This window comes from Nitrospira sp. CR1.1, from assembly GCA_014055465.1.
Taxonomy (GTDB): Bacteria; Nitrospirota; Nitrospiria; order Nitrospirales; family Nitrospiraceae; genus Nitrospira_A.
The window spans coordinates 127,562-143,436 of sequence record WIAF01000007.1; the positions used below are offsets into that span (position 1 = coordinate 127,562).

15 protein-coding genes are annotated in these 15,875 nt (G+C 60.3%); 10 read left to right on the forward strand and 5 right to left on the reverse strand.

Going from position 1 to position 15,875, the window contains the following annotated elements:
* Positions 1-7: 7 nt before the first annotated feature.
* Positions 8-568 (reverse strand): bifunctional pyr operon transcriptional regulator/uracil phosphoribosyltransferase PyrR, encoded by a 561-nt coding sequence (pyrR, locus tag GDA65_13545; GenBank protein ID MBA5863714.1) that lies wholly within the window; start codon positions 566-568, stop codon positions 8-10.
* A 328-nt stretch (positions 569-896) separates the two neighbouring features.
* Here pyrR and GDA65_13550 point away from each other — a divergent pair, with 328 nt between their 5' ends.
* The 7 genes from GDA65_13550 to GDA65_13580 all read left to right on the forward strand — a co-directional run bounded on the left by GDA65_13550 (position 897) and on the right by GDA65_13580 (position 7,589).
* The gene (locus GDA65_13550; GenBank protein ID MBA5863715.1) at positions 897-2,783 is read left to right on the forward strand and encodes a transketolase; all 1,887 of its coding nucleotides are present in this window, start codon (positions 897-899) and stop codon (positions 2,781-2,783) included.
* A complete protein-coding gene (locus GDA65_13555) occupies positions 2,701-3,480 on the forward strand; it encodes a cyclic nucleotide-binding domain-containing protein (GenBank protein ID MBA5863716.1) in 780 nt (259 codons plus the stop codon). Before GDA65_13550 ends, GDA65_13555 begins: the two co-directional genes overlap by 83 nt.
* 215 nt (positions 3,481-3,695) lie before the next feature.
* Positions 3,696-4,625, forward strand: a complete 930-nt coding sequence (locus GDA65_13560; GenBank protein MBA5863717.1) for a multicopper oxidase domain-containing protein — start codon at positions 3,696-3,698, stop codon at positions 4,623-4,625.
* A gap of 127 nt (positions 4,626-4,752) precedes the next feature.
* Complete coding sequence (locus GDA65_13565) at positions 4,753-5,085, forward strand: hypothetical protein (protein ID MBA5863718.1); 333 nt, start codon at positions 4,753-4,755, stop codon at positions 5,083-5,085.
* Between the two features lie 62 nt (positions 5,086-5,147).
* On the forward strand, positions 5,148-5,777 hold the full coding sequence (locus tag GDA65_13570) for a hypothetical protein (protein ID MBA5863719.1): 630 nt from the start codon (positions 5,148-5,150) through the stop codon (positions 5,775-5,777).
* A complete protein-coding gene (locus tag GDA65_13575; protein ID MBA5863720.1) occupies positions 5,747-6,808 on the forward strand; it encodes a transporter substrate-binding domain-containing protein in 1,062 nt (353 codons plus the stop codon). The genes GDA65_13570 and GDA65_13575 overlap by 31 nt, the downstream gene beginning before the upstream one ends.
* The gene (locus GDA65_13580) at positions 6,747-7,589 is read left to right on the forward strand and encodes a DUF3365 domain-containing protein (GenBank protein MBA5863721.1); all 843 of its coding nucleotides are present in this window, start codon (positions 6,747-6,749) and stop codon (positions 7,587-7,589) included. The genes GDA65_13575 and GDA65_13580 overlap by 62 nt, the downstream gene beginning before the upstream one ends.
* Before the next feature lie 2 nt (positions 7,590-7,591).
* On the opposite strand, the gene GDA65_13585 is transcribed toward GDA65_13580, so the two are convergent.
* The 3 genes from GDA65_13585 to GDA65_13595 form a co-directional block, all read right to left on the reverse strand.
* On the reverse strand, positions 7,592-7,909 hold the full coding sequence (locus GDA65_13585; GenBank protein ID MBA5863722.1) for a cupin domain-containing protein: 318 nt from the start codon (positions 7,907-7,909) through the stop codon (positions 7,592-7,594).
* Positions 7,906-8,829, reverse strand: coding sequence for a heterodisulfide reductase (locus GDA65_13590; protein MBA5863723.1), 924 nt, complete (start codon positions 8,827-8,829; stop codon positions 7,906-7,908). Before GDA65_13590 ends, GDA65_13585 begins: the two co-directional genes overlap by 4 nt.
* Before the next feature lie 129 nt (positions 8,830-8,958).
* A complete protein-coding gene (locus tag GDA65_13595; protein ID MBA5863724.1) occupies positions 8,959-9,405 on the reverse strand; it encodes a hypothetical protein in 447 nt (148 codons plus the stop codon).
* A 142-nt stretch (positions 9,406-9,547) separates the two neighbouring features.
* Here GDA65_13595 and GDA65_13600 point away from each other — a divergent pair, with 142 nt between their 5' ends.
* The 3 genes from GDA65_13600 (at position 9,548) to GDA65_13610 (ending at position 13,678) form a co-directional block, all read left to right on the forward strand.
* On the forward strand, positions 9,548-10,468 hold the full coding sequence (locus tag GDA65_13600; GenBank protein MBA5863725.1) for an HDOD domain-containing protein: 921 nt from the start codon (positions 9,548-9,550) through the stop codon (positions 10,466-10,468).
* Positions 10,468-11,886 carry a Si-specific NAD(P)(+) transhydrogenase gene (locus tag GDA65_13605; GenBank protein MBA5863726.1) on the forward strand — a complete coding sequence of 473 codons (1,419 nt, stop codon included), beginning with the start codon at positions 10,468-10,470 and terminating at the stop codon, positions 11,884-11,886. Before GDA65_13600 ends, GDA65_13605 begins: the two co-directional genes overlap by 1 nt.
* A 94-nt stretch (positions 11,887-11,980) precedes the next feature.
* Positions 11,981-13,678 carry a tetratricopeptide repeat protein gene (locus tag GDA65_13610; protein ID MBA5863727.1) on the forward strand — a complete coding sequence of 566 codons (1,698 nt, stop codon included), beginning with the start codon at positions 11,981-11,983 and terminating at the stop codon, positions 13,676-13,678.
* On the opposite strand, the gene GDA65_13615 is transcribed toward GDA65_13610, so the two are convergent.
* Positions 13,644-15,845, reverse strand: coding sequence for an EAL domain-containing protein (locus GDA65_13615; GenBank protein MBA5863728.1), 2,202 nt, complete (start codon positions 15,843-15,845; stop codon positions 13,644-13,646). The two genes, GDA65_13610 and GDA65_13615, sit on opposite strands and share 35 nt — an antisense overlap.
* Positions 15,846-15,875: the final 30 nt, after the last annotated feature.

Here is a 15,875-nt window from a genome sequence, read left to right on the forward strand (position 1 = left end):
TCTCCGGTTACGCCCTGAGGATGACCACGCGGTCCTCTTCCCCGTTTTCTTCGAGATGGACCTCAATGGCCTCGTCGCGCGAGGTGGGAATATTTTTTCCGATGTAGTTGGCTTTGATCGGTAGCTGCCGGTGGCCGCGATCGACCAGCACCGCCAATTGAATTTCCGCCGGCCGCCCCAGATCGATCAATCCGTCCATGGCGGCGCGGATGGTCCGGCCGGTAAACAGCACATCGTCGACGAGCACCACCTTCAGGTCGGATATTTTGAACGGCACGGAAGTGGTGCGGAGGATCGGTTGATCCTTGCGCAGCGAGAGGTCGTCCCGATAGAGCGTAATATCCAGTTCGCCGATCGGAATCTGCGTGCCTTCAATGTCATGGATGCGGCGCACGAGTCGATGGGCCAGATGGACCCCTCCTGTCCGGATGCCGACCAATGCGAGGTCGTGAATCCCTTTATTCCGTTCCAGGATTTCATGGGCGATGCGAGTCACGGCGCGGGCGATATCACCCGCGTCCATCACGACGTGCTCCTGCCGGTTGCCTGTTGTCGGTTCTGTCGTCATAGGTGGCGAATCAGCGGCGGGCACAAAAAAACCTTCTCCTCCGGAGTGGACGAGAAGGTGCGGGTTGTCCGACGGCTTGGGCCGTGCATCATAGTCATGAGCTCCTTACCCACCTCACAGGATGAGCGTTAAAGGCGAGCCGATCTTAACGAGTTGGTCCTACCGTGTCAAGAATTCTATGCCTGAGACGAGCCTGAGTGGGAGAGGGATGGCTTCATTGACTCCCTGCATGCCATTTGTTAGCTTCGTGCCATCGAGAGGGGTCTCTCTCTCCCGTTGTCGTTCAGGTCACCCAGATTCATCGGCTCCCATCGTGAAAGGATCGCGCATGACTTCCTCTTCTGGTTCCACCGCAACCCCTGATCTGTTGACCGCCCTGGCCAATAAAGCGACCACCCTTCGCATCGACAGCGTGAAGGCGACGAGCGAAGCCGGGAGCGGCCATCCCTCCAGCTGTTGCTCTGCCGCGGACATTGTTGCGGTGTTGTTTTTCTCCGTCATGCGGTATGACCCCAAGAATCCGAAGTTGCCGAACAGCGACCGGTTTGTCCTCTCCAAGGGCCATGCGGCGCCCCTGCTGTATGCGGCCTGGGCGGAAGCGGGTTTGTTTCCCAAGGCGGAATTGCTGAAGTTGCGCACGCTCGGCTCCGATCTCGAAGGTCATCCGACTCCCCGCCTCTCCTTCGTGGACATGGCGACCGGGTCGTTGGGCCAGGGGCTGCCGGCCGGTGTCGGTCTCGCGTTCAATGCGAAGGCGATCGATAAGACCGACTACCGCACCTATGTCTTGATGGGCGACGGCGAATCCGTCGAGGGGTCGGTCTGGGAAGCGGCAGATGTGGCCCGGCAAACGGGGCTGGATAATCTCTGCGCGATCGTGGACGTGAACCGTTTGGGCCAAAGCGATCCGACGATGCTGCAGCATGATATGGCGGCCTACCGCGCTCGTTGGAGCGGGTTCGGCTGGCATGCCATCGTGGTGGACGGTCACGATATCGGCGCCCTGGTGGCGGCGTTCGCAGAGGCCGCCAAAACCAAGGGGCGGCCGACGGTGCTGCTGGCGAAGACCTTCAAGGGGCGCGGCATTTCCTTTGTGGAAGATCATCCGGACTGGCATGGGAAACCCCTGAAGAAGGGCGAAGAAACTCAAAAGGCGCTGGACGAATTGACGCGTCAGTTGAAACCCAGCTCGATCCAGCCTCAGATTTCGTTGCCGACCGCGGCCAAAACGGCTTCCGCGACCAAGGGAGCGATGGCTCCTGCTCCGTACAAGCTGGGTGATGCGGTGGCGGCGCGGGAAGCATTCGGCGCCGCGCTTCTGGCGCTGGGGGAGGCAAATTCGCAGGTGGTTGCCCTCGACGCGGACGTGAAGAACTCCACCTATAGCGACAAATTCGGCAAGCGGTTTCCGGACCGGTTCCTCGAAAATTTTATCGCCGAACAGACGATGTTGGGCGCTGCGGCCGGCATTGCCGCCTGCGGCAAGATTCCCTTCGTCGCGACCTTCGCCGCATTTTTCACGCGGGCCTATGATTTTATTCGCATGGCGGCGATCAGCCAGTCGAACATTAAACTGGTGGGGACTCATGTCGGTGTCAGTATCGGCGAGGATGGCCCGTCGCAGATGGGGCTCGAAGATCTGGCCATGATGTCGACCCAGCCCGGCGTGACCGTGCTCTACCCGTCCGACGGCCAGTCGATGTACAAATTAATGGAGTCGGCCGCGGCCCATCAGGGCATGGTGTATCTGCGCGCCGGTCGTCCCAAAACTCCGGTGATCTATGGCGGGGATGAGACGTTCCGAATCGGCGGATCCAAAGTCCTTCGGCAGAGTGCCGCCGATCAGCTCACGATTGTCGCCGCGGGTGTCACGCTCTTCGAAGCCCTCAAGGCCCACGACCAGCTGAAGGCGGCCGGCATTGCCACCCGCGTGGTGGATTTGTACAGTATCGTGCCCGTCGATCAGGCCGCCTTGATCGACTGCGCGCGGGCTACGGGTGGCCGCTTCCTGACCGTCGAGGATCATTATGCGCACGGCGGCATCGGCGACGCTGTGTTGAGCGCATTGGCGTCCGAGGGCGTGACGGTTCGCAAGTTGGCCATCCGGGAGATTCCGCGCAGCGGAAAACCGGATGAGCTCGTGGATCATTTCGGAATTGGAGTGCGTTCGATTGTCGAAGCAGCCAAAGACATCGCCAAAGCCGCCCACCGCTGAACGGTCCGGCCCCGACGCGCCTGCCGCGTTGACTCAGATTCCTCTGCTCCAGATTCTCAGCGCCCAGGATCGCCAGAAGGTCCTGGGCGAGATGACCGAAACCCGCTACGGCAAGGGCGAGTATATCTTCCGCGAGGGCGATCCGACGGAATACTTCCACATCGTCAAGGAAGGATCGGTCAAGTGCGTCAAGTCGTCGCTCGACGGAAAGGAGTGCACGCTCAAAGTCCTGATGCCGGGTGATTTGTTCTGCTGCGACGCGGCGACGTTCGACGGAGCCTATCATCCGGGGACCGCCCAGCCCATGGGCGATGTCAGTGTGCTCCGCATGAAAAAAGAGGCCTACTTCAAGATGCTGCGGGCGAATCCCGATGCCGCGATGGAAGTTATCCGGTATCTGGGAAACCGGCTCAACGAAGCCCAAGAAAAGGCCAAGGTGCTCGCCCTTGACCGGGCCGATCAACGATTAGCCTCCTTGTTGGCGAACCTGGCCGAACGCAGCGGCATCAAGGAGCCGAACGGGATTCGGGTGACCGTTCGGCTGACGCGTCAGGATATGGCGAACATGGTGGGCGTGACCACCGAAACCGCGATCCGGATCATGGCGCGGTTTAAGAAAGACCGGTTGGTGTCCGGAACGGCTGCCCGCCTCGTCATCCGGGATCTTCCCAGGCTCAGACTCCTCGCCTCCACGTAATTGTTTTCACGACAATGGGTCTATTTTTTCAAAACATGACAATTGTCATGTTTTATTGACGATGTTTTCCCGTATGGTGCAGGAAGAGGCGCAGCATTCGAGCGTGACGAATGTGGATCCGGGAGCAGCGCGTTCCCGGGCGCCAAGTCAACCCGAGGGATCTGGAGGCACCGATGCAACCACGTAGAGAGAACCATGAACACAAGGGCGGACGGATGAAGGCGGCATTGCGCATGGGCATGGCCCTGGGGTTAGTGGCAGGGATGGCGCTTTCGGCTCAGGCGAAGACCCACGATATCCAGATGACCGCGGTGGAGACGGATATCGTCATCGACGGCGGCGGCGAAAAATATGCCGCCTGGACGTTCAACGGGCAGTTCCCCGGCCCAGTCGTGCGGGTGACGGAAGGCGATACCATCAATTTCACATTGACCAATCCGGAGACCAACAAGAATCCGCATGCCATGGATTTCCATGCGGCGGAAATCGATTTCCTGAAAAACTATCGAGCGATCAATGCCGGTGAAACCATCAGCTTCACGTTCACGGCGAAGAAGCCGGGCGTGTTCTTCTATCACTGCGGGGCTCCGCCCATGATCCAACACGTCGCGCGCGGCATGTTCGGGGCGATCATTGTGGATCCGAAAGATGCCACAGTGTGGCCGAAGGCGGATCGGGAATATGTGTTGGTGCAGTCGGAGTTCTACAAAAATCCGAATGACGTCCAGGCGATGTTCGACCGCAAGTACGACGGCATGCTGTTCAACGGCGGTATCTTCAAGTATCACCCGTTCGTCACCGGTGGAGGAAAACTGGATGCCAAGCCGGGAGAGCGTGTGCGCATTTATTTCGTCAACGCCGGCCCGAACGAGTTTTCCTCGTTCCATCCGATCGGTGAGATTTGGGACAACGTGTACGAGAGCGGTAATCCCGCCAATAATCTGAAAGGCGTGCAAACGTACGTGGTGGGACCGGGTAGCGCGGCCACCTTTGATGTCGTGGTGGAATCCGCCGGGGCCTATCCGCTCGTCACACATTCTTTGACGGGTGCGTTGCGCGGCGCGATTGCGGTGTTGCTGGCGGGGCCGGATGCGAAACCGGCGCCGTTAATGCCGATGGTGCCGTGGGAATTGCCGGCCAAGTAATCCCGGCCTGGGGCGAAATGATCCGGCCGGCCCGATCGGGCCGGCCGGTTACTCTGAGAGAACATGATGCCGACACCATTCAGTCACGGATCGTGGTTTTTGGGGGATGCCGATGCGATGTCCTGGGATGACGCTGAGCTGCTTACTCCTGTCCGTCGGGTGCCTCGCGAGTCCGGTCAATGCCGACACCTCGCGCGAGCGAGTGGCGCTCTTCTTATCCGGCCAAGGCTGTCTCTCTTCCCGCGGGACTATCGCTGCGGAGCTGGCGCAAGTCCCAGGCGTCACCCGCGTGGATGTGGAGAGCGTTCCTGACCATGCCCTGGTTGATGTGGTGAGCGGCGCGGTGACTCCGGAGGAGCTGCTCGCGGCAGCGCGGCGTCCTACGCTCAAGGGTGCGCGCTGTGAGGTGGAGATCATGAAGTCATGCATTTCCGCCGGGCCTTCTCCGGCCGATCGTTAACCCGCGCATGCAACGATGTGACCGATCCCAGAGACTGGACTACCCTCACGCCAAGATCTGTCATGCGGACGACGGGCGCCACGGGGCAAACATGGAGGGCCTTGATCTGCCGGCTGGCTGCGATGGCCGGGGCCTGGCTGCTGTCCGTGACGCCGGTGATCGCTCAGGAGGCGGTGCTCGAATTTCCCATCCGGCCCTTTAATGTCGATGTGATGCTGCGCCAGCAGACGTTCGCACCGGATGATCGTGAGATCGGCGTGCAACTCGGAATCACGGCGTTACGCTATGGCAATGTCGAGGTTCGGGCCATTTATCAGTTCTTCAGTATTCACACGCAGGAATTCAGGACCGACCAGCATTCCCTGTTTCTTAATCCTCGCTGGAACAATTTCATCGACATCCTGGATTTCCCGAAACACAAACCGATCAGCCGCATCATCCGCCACGTGCTGTTCGGACCATTGGAGGACCGGGCGGTGCCCTACGTCGGCGTGCTCGCCGGGGGCGTCCTGCCCGGTCCCGGAAACCATGCGCCCGGCCACTTAATCGGCGGCCAGGTTGGCGTGCGATTTCCGGTCGCGCAGAGTCTTTCGGTCGATATCAGTGTGCAGTACAGTCAATACGGGGTGGATTTTCGAGGGGACGCAGGGCAGGCGCAGCAATGGGTATTCCTGACAGGTGTGCGATTTTAAACAAGTCGTCCTGGTGCAGGAGGGGCTGGCCGGCCCTGTTTTGCCTGCTGCTGTCCGGCTGCGGGCTGCTCATCGATGCGGTTGAACGGGTCTGGCCGGTCACGGGCAGCAAAGTCGATATCATCTGCGAGCGCGGGCGTGTCCAGGTCGGCCTGGCGATGGAGCCGTTCCGGCCCTTCGTCTTTCCAACGATCTGGACGGACGAAGGAGCTCGCGTAACGGGGCTCGATGTCGAACTGACCCGGGCCATGACCGACGAACTCTCGCGGCGGTGCGGACAACCGGTGATCCCCGTCTTGCATCTCGTGCGCTTCAGGGACCTGTTCCGGCTCTTGAATGAGGGGCATTTGGATTGGTTTGTGTCGGCCGTGGCGACGAATACTCCCGCCCCTTCCCGCGCCGGAGTCGCCTATTCCCTCCCGTATTTTTACGGCGGCGGCATCAGCGGGATTACCACCAGTGCGGCGGTGCTGGAGCGGGTGCGGGTGAATGTTCAGGAACAGGCGAGGCATCCCGCGGCCGACCGGCTGGCGGCTACGAGCCATGCGTTGGACGGGCTCACGATTGCGGTACAGGATGAAACCAGCGCGTATTACTATGCCGAGGCGAACGGGGGCGCCAACCGGCTGATCGTGTGCGATTCCCTGCCCGCGGCGTTCGAATATGCCGATGGGCAGACCGAGCCGCGCATCGACATCATTCTCGGCGCCCAACCGGTGCTGGAGTATATGGTGAAACGTGTTCGCAAGGACTGGTCTCTCCTGACCCATGAAAGCGGCCGACCCTTGTTTCTGACTAAAGCTGACTATGGGGTCGTTGTAGCGGAAGAAAGTTACCGCCTGCGGTGGCTGGTGAATGATCTACTGTTGAAATTGGACGAGTCAGGCCGTCTGGGCGAGATGCGGACACGCTGGCTTGAAGAGGAGTACGCCTTTCCCCGGCGAGCCTCTCTGGAGGGATTGCCCTTCGATGTGGAAAAAATGGCGGCCCACTATATCCAGGGCGCTTGCCGCAGCAGGTCCGGGTCATGACAGCAGGGAGAGGAGAACGATCATGAGACGTCGCGCAGCATGGTTTCTGGCTGCAGTTGTGCTGTTGATGACCGTGCATCCTCCGGTGAGCATGGCGGTCGAACGAGCCGAGGCGGAGGAAACGGCGCGCCTCCTGGCGAAACTCCTGGAATCCGGGCGCGCCGTCATCGAGCGCAACCAGTCGTTGATCGACGATCCTCACAAGGGGGAAAAAGGATTCACGCCGGAATTATTCGAGCAGCAATTGGTGCGGGAGTTTCACGTAAAGACAGGGATCGACCTGGCGGCGCTGCCCACGGCGCCGGTGTCCATTCTCGTTCCGCCGCTGGCCAAGGAGCTCCTGCCGGCGTTGGTCCAGGCCAGCCGGGAGGTCGTACGCGACGCGCAGGTGGTCATCAATCAGCGCGGCATCGGCTATAAGAATTTTATTCCGGCCACCTACGGCAGCCAGGCGTCAGCGCGATTTTCGAAGGCCGCGCACGTGCGGCTCAAGCAGACAGCCATTCATGCCCGGAATCCGAAAAACGAGCCCGACGAGTACGAAGCATCGGTGCTGACATGGCTATCCGCGAGGCCCAGGGCTGAGGCCTATGTGAGCGAGTTGACCGATGAGGGACGCACCTTACGGGTGGTGATGCCGATTTATTACGCCAAGGACTGCCTGTCCTGCCATGGTGAACCGAAAGGTGATCTCGACATCTCCGGTTATCCCAAGGAGGGGCATAAGGAAGGCGATCTTGCCGGAGCCATCACGGTCACCGCACCGCTGGGAACTCGATAATCTCAGGGATTCGGCGCGACAAACACGAGCACTTTTAGACGCTGCGCGCTGTGATTCCTGACCCCATGTTCCTCACCAGCGGCCGCCATCGTTCCCTGCCCGGCTCCCAGCACGCGTTTTTCCGGGCCGACCTGAAACGTGCCTTCGCCCTCCAGCACGATGTAGACCTTGTCCTGTTCGCCGTGAATATGACCCTTCTGTTCCTGCCCTGGTTCGAAACAATAGATGTCGCAAAAAAACCGCGGCGTTTCGAACAGGTTATTCTTTTTCATTTTGTCCTGGCTGAACTGCTGACAATCCGAGAGGGCGATGACCTTCATGTCGTGGGCTCCACGGGTAAGGATGAATGTGTTGTGTCCGGTGTCTGCAAACGAGTCACGATCCGTTCGACGGAAATCAGATGGCGCGACAGCCCAAGGTCCTGCGCGGGAATCCCCATGGCGAGACCGAGCAATTGCGGGAGATGGAGAATGGGAAGGTTCAGTTCAGTCTTCACCGCCCGCCCCGCGCGCTCCTGGTAGATATCCAGGCTCATATGACAGAGCGGACAGGGCGTCACCATAAAGTCTGCACCATGGTCCTTCGCGTCCTTCATATTCGTGCCGGCCATGGCCACCGCGATGGCTTCCTTCTCCAGGATAATCGGGAAGCCGCAACATTTGGTCCGGCCCGCGTAGGCGACCGGCTCTCCGCCGACGGCACGAATGATTTTTTCCAACGAACTGGGATTTTCGGGATCATCGAAACCCAGTTCCCAGGATGGGCGCAGCATGTAGCAGCCGTAAAAAGGGGCGATACGGAAATCGCGAAAGGGCGACCGGACCGTTTCAGTGACACGGCCGAGTCCGAGATCACGCACGGCGATCCACAGGAGATGTTTCACCTGCACGCCGCCGCCGTAAGAAATGCCGTCCTGCGCGAGCATCTTGTTCACCCGCTCAAGGGTTGCCGGCTCGTGTTTCAGGCGCCGATTGGCTGCGCTCATGACTCCCTGGCAGGTGCCGCAAATCGTCATCACGTCCAGTCCCATCCGTTCGGCCTGGGCGAAGGTGCGGGCATTGAGCGCGAGAGCCAGGTCCGGGTCCGCTTCCCCGATGACCCCGGCACCGCAGCAGGACGAGGCCGCGAGTTCAACGACCTCGATGCCCAGGCGGCCGATGATGGCCATGGTGGATTGGTAGAGTTCAGGCGTTGCGCCTTTGGCAGCGCAACCGGGATAGAGGGCAAATGTGAGCGGCATAGGTCTCGTCGTGTGGTGGTCCTGCTTGTCTCCGCACCTTAACGTATTGTCCCCCTCCTTGACCAGGTCGGACCGGGATTCGTTGTCGGGGGAAAGGAGGCGTTCACAAGGAAGGCGTTGTCTTCCCGGTCAGGGCAATTTGGAAACCGTTTCCTTATAACTTTTCTTGAGATCCGCCACGGTTGCGTCCAGGTTGTCTTTCAACCTGTTCCAGGCCGAACTGGTCGAACGGCTGACCTCGTCCAGCTGCTTCCGGGCCTCTTCTTTCTTGCGTTCCAGATCCTGCAGGGCTGCTTGCAACTCTTTCCTGGCTTCTGCGGAGGCGGCCCTGGTTTTCGTTTGAAGCTCCGCGATCTTTGTTTGCATCTCAGCCAGTTCAGCCTGGACAGTTTTTTGAAAGTTGTCCTTTTGTTGCATCGTGTATTGTTTCGTGGATTCGACGGCCTCCTTCGTGTCCCGTATCATTTTCTCGGTGGTCGACGGTGACGCCTGGTCTCCGGCGGCGATGGCCCGTGGAGCCAGACCGGGCATGGCGCCCGTGAGACAGAGGAACAATAACACTCTCCCTGCGATCATGGCTGGTGCTCCTTCTTTAGGGAAACGGCCTGTAGGAGAAGGAGGGGGCGCCGCTGCGAATACCTCAACTGATCTGGCATGTTCTGTGCCGGTCCCCTTTACTCTCGAAGGTTAAGGTTTTCGGCCGAACGAGCCGAAAAGGATGTACAACGAACACAATCCCGCAACCCTAGACCTGTGGTGTGAGCCCTATATGAGTGCTGAACTTGCCCCGATCTCAGACCCTGCCTCAACCAGCCCGTTAGAGCAGCTCTTGATCGAACGGATCCGGAAAGGAGCCATCGAACTCCCGCTGTTGCCGCAGGTGGCTTCCCGAATTCTGGCCATGGTGTATGATCCCGATGCCGAAGCGGCCAAACTGGCCTCGCTCATTCATCAGGATCAGGCGCTGGCCGCCCATGTCATCCGCATTGCCAATTCTCCGGCTTACATGACCCGCAATCCCGTCGTCTCGCTGCAGCATGCCGTGTCCATGCTGGGTATGAACCTGATGTCCGAACTGGCCTTCTCCGCATCCATCAAAGGCAGCGCATTCAAAGTGCCGGGATGGGATAACGAAGTCAAGAGCCTCTGGCATTATTCTCTCGCCAGCGGAGCCTATGCCAAAGAAATTGCGCGTATGCGCCGGTTCAACGTTGAAAGCGCCTACCTGTGCGGTCTCCTGCACGGAATCGGCCGCCCGGTCGTGTTGCAAACCCTGGTCGCCCTGGCTAAGGAACGAGGCAGCGCATTGACGCAGGGTCTCCTCCATCAACTGCTCGACGGGTATTACATCCAGGTGGGTCTGCTGGTCGCCGACGAATGGGGCCTGCCTCCGCCCGTGGTGGAATCGATCGGGTTCCATGCCGATTATCACTACGCCAAAACGGCGAAGCAGGAATGTATGACGACCTGCCTGGCGGGTCGCCTGGCGAAACATTTTCTTGATCCCGACGGCTTCGATGAAGCCACGGTGCGGGAGCATTCGGTCTTTGCCGATCTGAACCTGTATCCGAAAGATATCGATGCGCTCTTGGCCCATAAGGACAAGGTACAAGCCGTCGTGGAGGCGATGCCATTGTGATGCCCGCGAGCGCCTACGACATCGTCGTGATCGGCAGCGGACCGGCCGGGCAAAAGGCTGCGATCCAGGGCGCCAAAGCCGGCAAGAAGGTCGTGCTGATCGAGCAGGAGCCCGGCATCGGCGGAAATTGCGTGTACCGCGGCACGATCCCCAGCAAGACCTTGCGCGAAACAGCGGTGCAATACGAGCGCCTGAAACGGTCGAGTGAGGTGTTCGAGGGCAAGATGCGTTTCGACGTGCCCATGACCGTCCTGTTGCATCGCCTCGACGAGGTCGTGAAAGCGCATGAGTGTTATATGGCCGGTCAAATCACGCGCAACGGCGTGACCTACCGGCACGGGCGCGCGCGACTCCTCTCGCCCCACGAAGTCCAGCTGGAAACCGTCGACGGCGCCTGCCAAACCCTGACGGCCGAAACGATCGTGCTGGCAACAGGATCTCGCCCTTCGTCGATTCCGCAGATCCCCGTCGATCACGAACATGTGCTGGATAGTGATTCGATCTTGTCGATGATCTACCTTCCCCGGTCGTTGACGATTTTGGGCGGCGGGGTCATCGCCTGCGAATATGCTTCGACCTTTGCGCTACTGGGGGTCGAAGTGACGCTCATCGACAGGGCCCCGCGCCCCCTGTCGTTCATGGACGCGGAAATCGTCGAGGTGTTTCAGCGCAGCATCGAACGCCAGGGCGGACGGTTTTACTCCGGCCACACAGTCACCGAAGTGGCCTGGGACGGCGTGTCCTCCGTCGTCTCCCGACTGGCGAACGGGATGGCGGTCAAGAGCGAAAAAATGCTGGTGGCACTGGGGCGTCGGCCGAACATTGAAGAATTGAATCTCGAGGCGGCCGGACTCACGATGGACGAGAAGGGCCGCATCCCCGTCAACGAATACGGGCAAACCTCCGTCCCGCATATTTTTGCCGCCGGCGATATGCTGGGTCGTCCCCCGGCCCTGGCCTCACAAGCGATGGAGGATGGTCGTCGGGCCGTCAGTTACGCCTTAGGCCTCCCGGTCGGTGAATCGCTCAATCAGGTGCCAATCGGGATCTATACCATTCCGGAGATCGCCTCTATCGGCCTGGATGAGGAACAGGCTGCGGCCCGATATCGGGGGCCGATCATCGGCCGCGCTCCGTTTACGGAAATTGCCAAGGGGCAGATCACCGGCGCGTGCAACGGGCTACTGAAACTGGTCGCCGATCCGTCCGGGGAGCGCCTCCTGGGCGTCCAGATTGTGGGCGAGAATGCGGCGGAACTGATTCATCTCGGCCAGATGGCGTTGCAGGACGGGGCGGCCATCGATCGGTTCATCGATACCATTTTCAGCTTTCCCACGTTTGCCGAAGCCTACCGCGTCGCCGCCCTCGACATTTTGGGCCAACGCCGTAAACGGCAGGACGATGCCCAAGCGGCCTGATCGTCCGGATTCCCCTCCCCGGTTCCTTTGACCCCCATCCCCGATCTGCGTTACTCTCTCCATCGGCCGGTCTTCCGATCGATGGAGGTGGTTCATGAATCGTGAGGAGCGTCGCCGGGAAGAAAAGTTACAGGGGAAAAGCGCGGGAGGCGCAGCGGCTGCCGCGGCCGGTTTGCGCGAGGCCCAGATGCATCATCAGGCCGGACGCCTGGATGACGCGGAACGGGGCTATCAGCAGCTACTCGCACGAATCCCTGCCCAGCCGGATGCCCTGCACGGGTTGGGTCTGCTGTTGTACCGGCGCGGGAACTTCCGGGACGCGTTGACCCGTCTTGCCCAGGCTCGGGCTGCCGATGCGGGTAACCCCGTCTATTGCTTTAACCATGGCGTCGTGCTCCAACGGGCGGGACTCCTCCCCGACGCGGTTGAAGCCTACACTCGAGCCATTCAGCTCAACCCGCGTTACATCGACCCCCGCACGAACCTCGGGAATGTCTATAAAGAGTTAGGACGTTTGGCTGAGGCACACGCATCCTACGAACAGGTGTTGGCGCTCAATCCGGAGCATGCCGAAGCTCACAACAATCTCGGCGTGGTGTTGAAAGAACAAGGCCGGCTCGATGCGGCGGCAGATGCGTATCGGAAGGCCATTGCCCTGAAGCCGGCGCATGCCGAAGCCCACAACAATCTAGGATTGGTCTTGCTGGAGCAGGGCCTGGTGGATGACGCCATCCGCTGCTTCGAACGGGCGCTGCAGGCCCATCCCGGGTACGGGACGGCGTTGTATAACCTGGGCATCGCGTGGATCTGGCGGGAGGATATTCCTCGCGCTCTGCGCTGTTTTGCGGAAACGGCCAAGGCCAAGTGTGCGCACGGCCGCCCCGTCACCGACTCCGCGGTCTTTCGTTCCCGCGTGAAGCATGATGCCGAGCAAATCGGCTACTTGTTTGAGCGCGGGTTACTGGGCGAAGAATGGCGGGGATATCACGAGGCGCTGCGTCATTTGCGCGGGCGCCTGGAGCCGGCCCCTGGCACTGTCCCGTCCAATCGCGTTGCCCTGTCCCCTGCCGACCTTCAGCCTATTGCTCCCTCGTTCAACCGGCTGTTGTACATTGCGCCTTGTGAGACGATGGGAGAGGGAGCGCTCTCGTCTGATCTGGATCACGCCGCGATTGAAGCACGGTATCTGGCGACGCAGCCGGAGGTGACCTCTGTTGATGGACTGCTGTCAGAGGAAGCGCTGCGGCGCCTGAGAGAGTTCTGCTGGACGTCGACGATCTGGAAGAAAGACTATGAGAACGGGTACATCGGGGCGTTTCTCGGCGACGGCTTTGCGTCACCCCTGCTGCTGCAGATTGCCGAGGAACTTCGCCGGCGGCTGCCGCGCATTTTCGGCACACACCGCCTCACGCAGGCCTGGGCCTTCAAGCACGATAGCGCCCGGCGCGGCTTGAATATCCATGCCGATGCCGCCGCGGTGAACGTCAATTTCTGGATCACGCCGGACGACGCGAATCTCAATCCTGAGAGCGGGGGGCTGGTGGTATGGGACAAGGAAGCGCCGAGGGAGTGGGACTTCAAAACCTACAATAGCGACAAGGCCCGGGGCAGCATCTACGAATGGCTCACATCGCAAGGGGCGAAGGAAATCAAGATTCCCTATCGGGCCAATCGAGCGGTCCTGTTTAACTCAGATCTGTTTCACGAAACCGACGACATTGCGTTCAAGGAAGGACTCACCAACCGGCGGATCAACATTACGCTGCTGTACGGGCATCGGCATCGCCCTTGAGCAGCGTTTCAAACTCCTCCGCGCAGACAGGGCGGCTGAACAGATAGCCCTGCACTTCATCGCAGCCTTCTTCCCGTAACCGCGCCAACTGCCCTTCCGTTTCCACGCCTTCGGCCAACACTGAGAGGTTCAAGCTGTGGGCCATGGCGATGATGGCGCGCGTGATCTTTACGTTATTCTCATTCGTCAGCAGGTCCCGAACGAAGGATTGATCGATTTTCAACCGGCTCAGCGGAAATCGTTGGAGATAACTCAACGACGAATAGCCGGTTCCAAAGTCATCGATCGACAGCCGCACCCCCATGGTCCGCAGCCCCTCCAACATGGTGACAGAAGCCTCGACATCCCGCATCGCGATGGACTCGGTCAGTTCCAGTTCCAGTTGCGCAGGGTTCAAGCCGGAATCCCGCAGGGCGTCGGCGACCGTGGCGGGCAGCGTGCGTCCGTGGAAGAGCGAGTTGGAGACGTTGGCGGAGATGGTGATCGCGGGAAGGCCCGCCTTCTCCCAGGCCTTGACCTGACGGCAGGCTTCCCGAAGCACCCATTCGTCCATGGAGCGGATCAGGCCGGTGTCGATGGCGGCGTTCAAAAAAACCCCCGGCGGCACCAGGCCGCGCTTGGGATGCTTCCATCGCACCAGCGCCTCGGCGCCCAGAATACGGCGCGAATGGATATTCAGCTTCGGCTGGTAAAAGACGACAAACTCTTCCCGTTCAAGCGCACGCCGGAGTTCGTTTTCGAGATCGAGGCGTTCGGCCGCCGCGGCATTCAGGCCGGACGAATAATACTGACAATTATTCCGGCCCTGTTCCTTCGCGTGATACATCGCGGTATCGGCGTTCTTCAGCAGCGCCTCCACGGTGGAGCCGTCCGACGGGAAGATTGAAATGCCGATGCTGGCGGAAATAAAAATTTCATGTCCGTCGATGCTGAAGGGATGGGCCAGCGATTCCAGAATGCGCCGGGCGACTCTGCCCGCATCTTCCGGCTGTGGCAGTGCCGTCAGGAGAATGGTGAATTCATCCCCGCCAAGCCGGGCAAGGGCATGCACCGGTTCATGGTCGGCATGCCGGCTGACCGAGTCGCTCTGACGAACCGAGTCGCTGAGACGTTCCGCGACATGCGTCAGCAGGAGATCGCCCACGGTATGTCCTAGCGTGTCATTGATGATTTTAAAACGATCCAGGTCGATAAACAGCGTGGCAAGGTGCTGGTGATGGCGCGCGGCATAGGACAGGGCATTCGAGAGGCGGTCCTTGAACAACACGCGATTGGCCAGGCCGGTCAGACTGTCGTAATAGGCCAATTGATGGATGGCCCGTTCCGCCTGTTTGCGCTCGGTGATGTCCTGGGCCGTCCCGATGACCGTGATGTCGTCCGTCTCTTCTTCGCGCACCGCCTCGGCTTGCAAATGGATGATGAAGTCGGTGCCGTTCGGCAGTACGATGCGATGGTCGATATCGCAGGGAGTCTGTTGCCCGATAAGTTTTTGCAGGGCGCCCGTCACGATCGGGCGGTCATCCGCATGCACGAGGGCGAGGAACGCTTCAAAGGTGCCGGCGAAATCCTGCGGCCGCACACCGACCAGGCGGCACAATTCGTTCGACATGGTGAAGCGATTGGTCTTGGGATTCCAATCCCAGTTCCCGATGCGGGCAATGCGTTGCGCCAGTTCCAGCCGGGATTCGCTGCGGATCAACGCGTGCAGCACGTTATTGGTGCGGAGCATGTACCGGACGTGATGGCAGAGAATGGTGGCATTGACGGGTTTGGTGATGAAGTCCGTGGCGCCGTGCTGATAGGCCTGCCCGATGGATTGCGCGTCATCCAGGCCGGTGAGCACAAGGATGGGCACCCGTTTGCCGCGCGGGAGCGAGCGGATCCGGGAGCAGGTCAGATACCCGTCCAGATCCGGCATCATGATGTCGAGAATCACGAGATCCGGGCCGATTGCCTCAAACTTCGCCAGCGCGTCCTTCCCGCCGGTGGCCTCTAAGACGGCCATGCCGGCCGGTTCCAAGGCGTTCTTGACGAACAGCCGCGCGAGCGGGTCGTCGTCGGCGATGAGGATCTTGGGATTCGCTTGACTCATAATGTCGGTATCACCTGTGTGGCGATCGGTCGGTTGAATCGCGTCGCCGGATCCAGGCAGGCGCCTCGCGCGCATTGGCCGGCCTACTGCCTGTGCGTTCGTCTC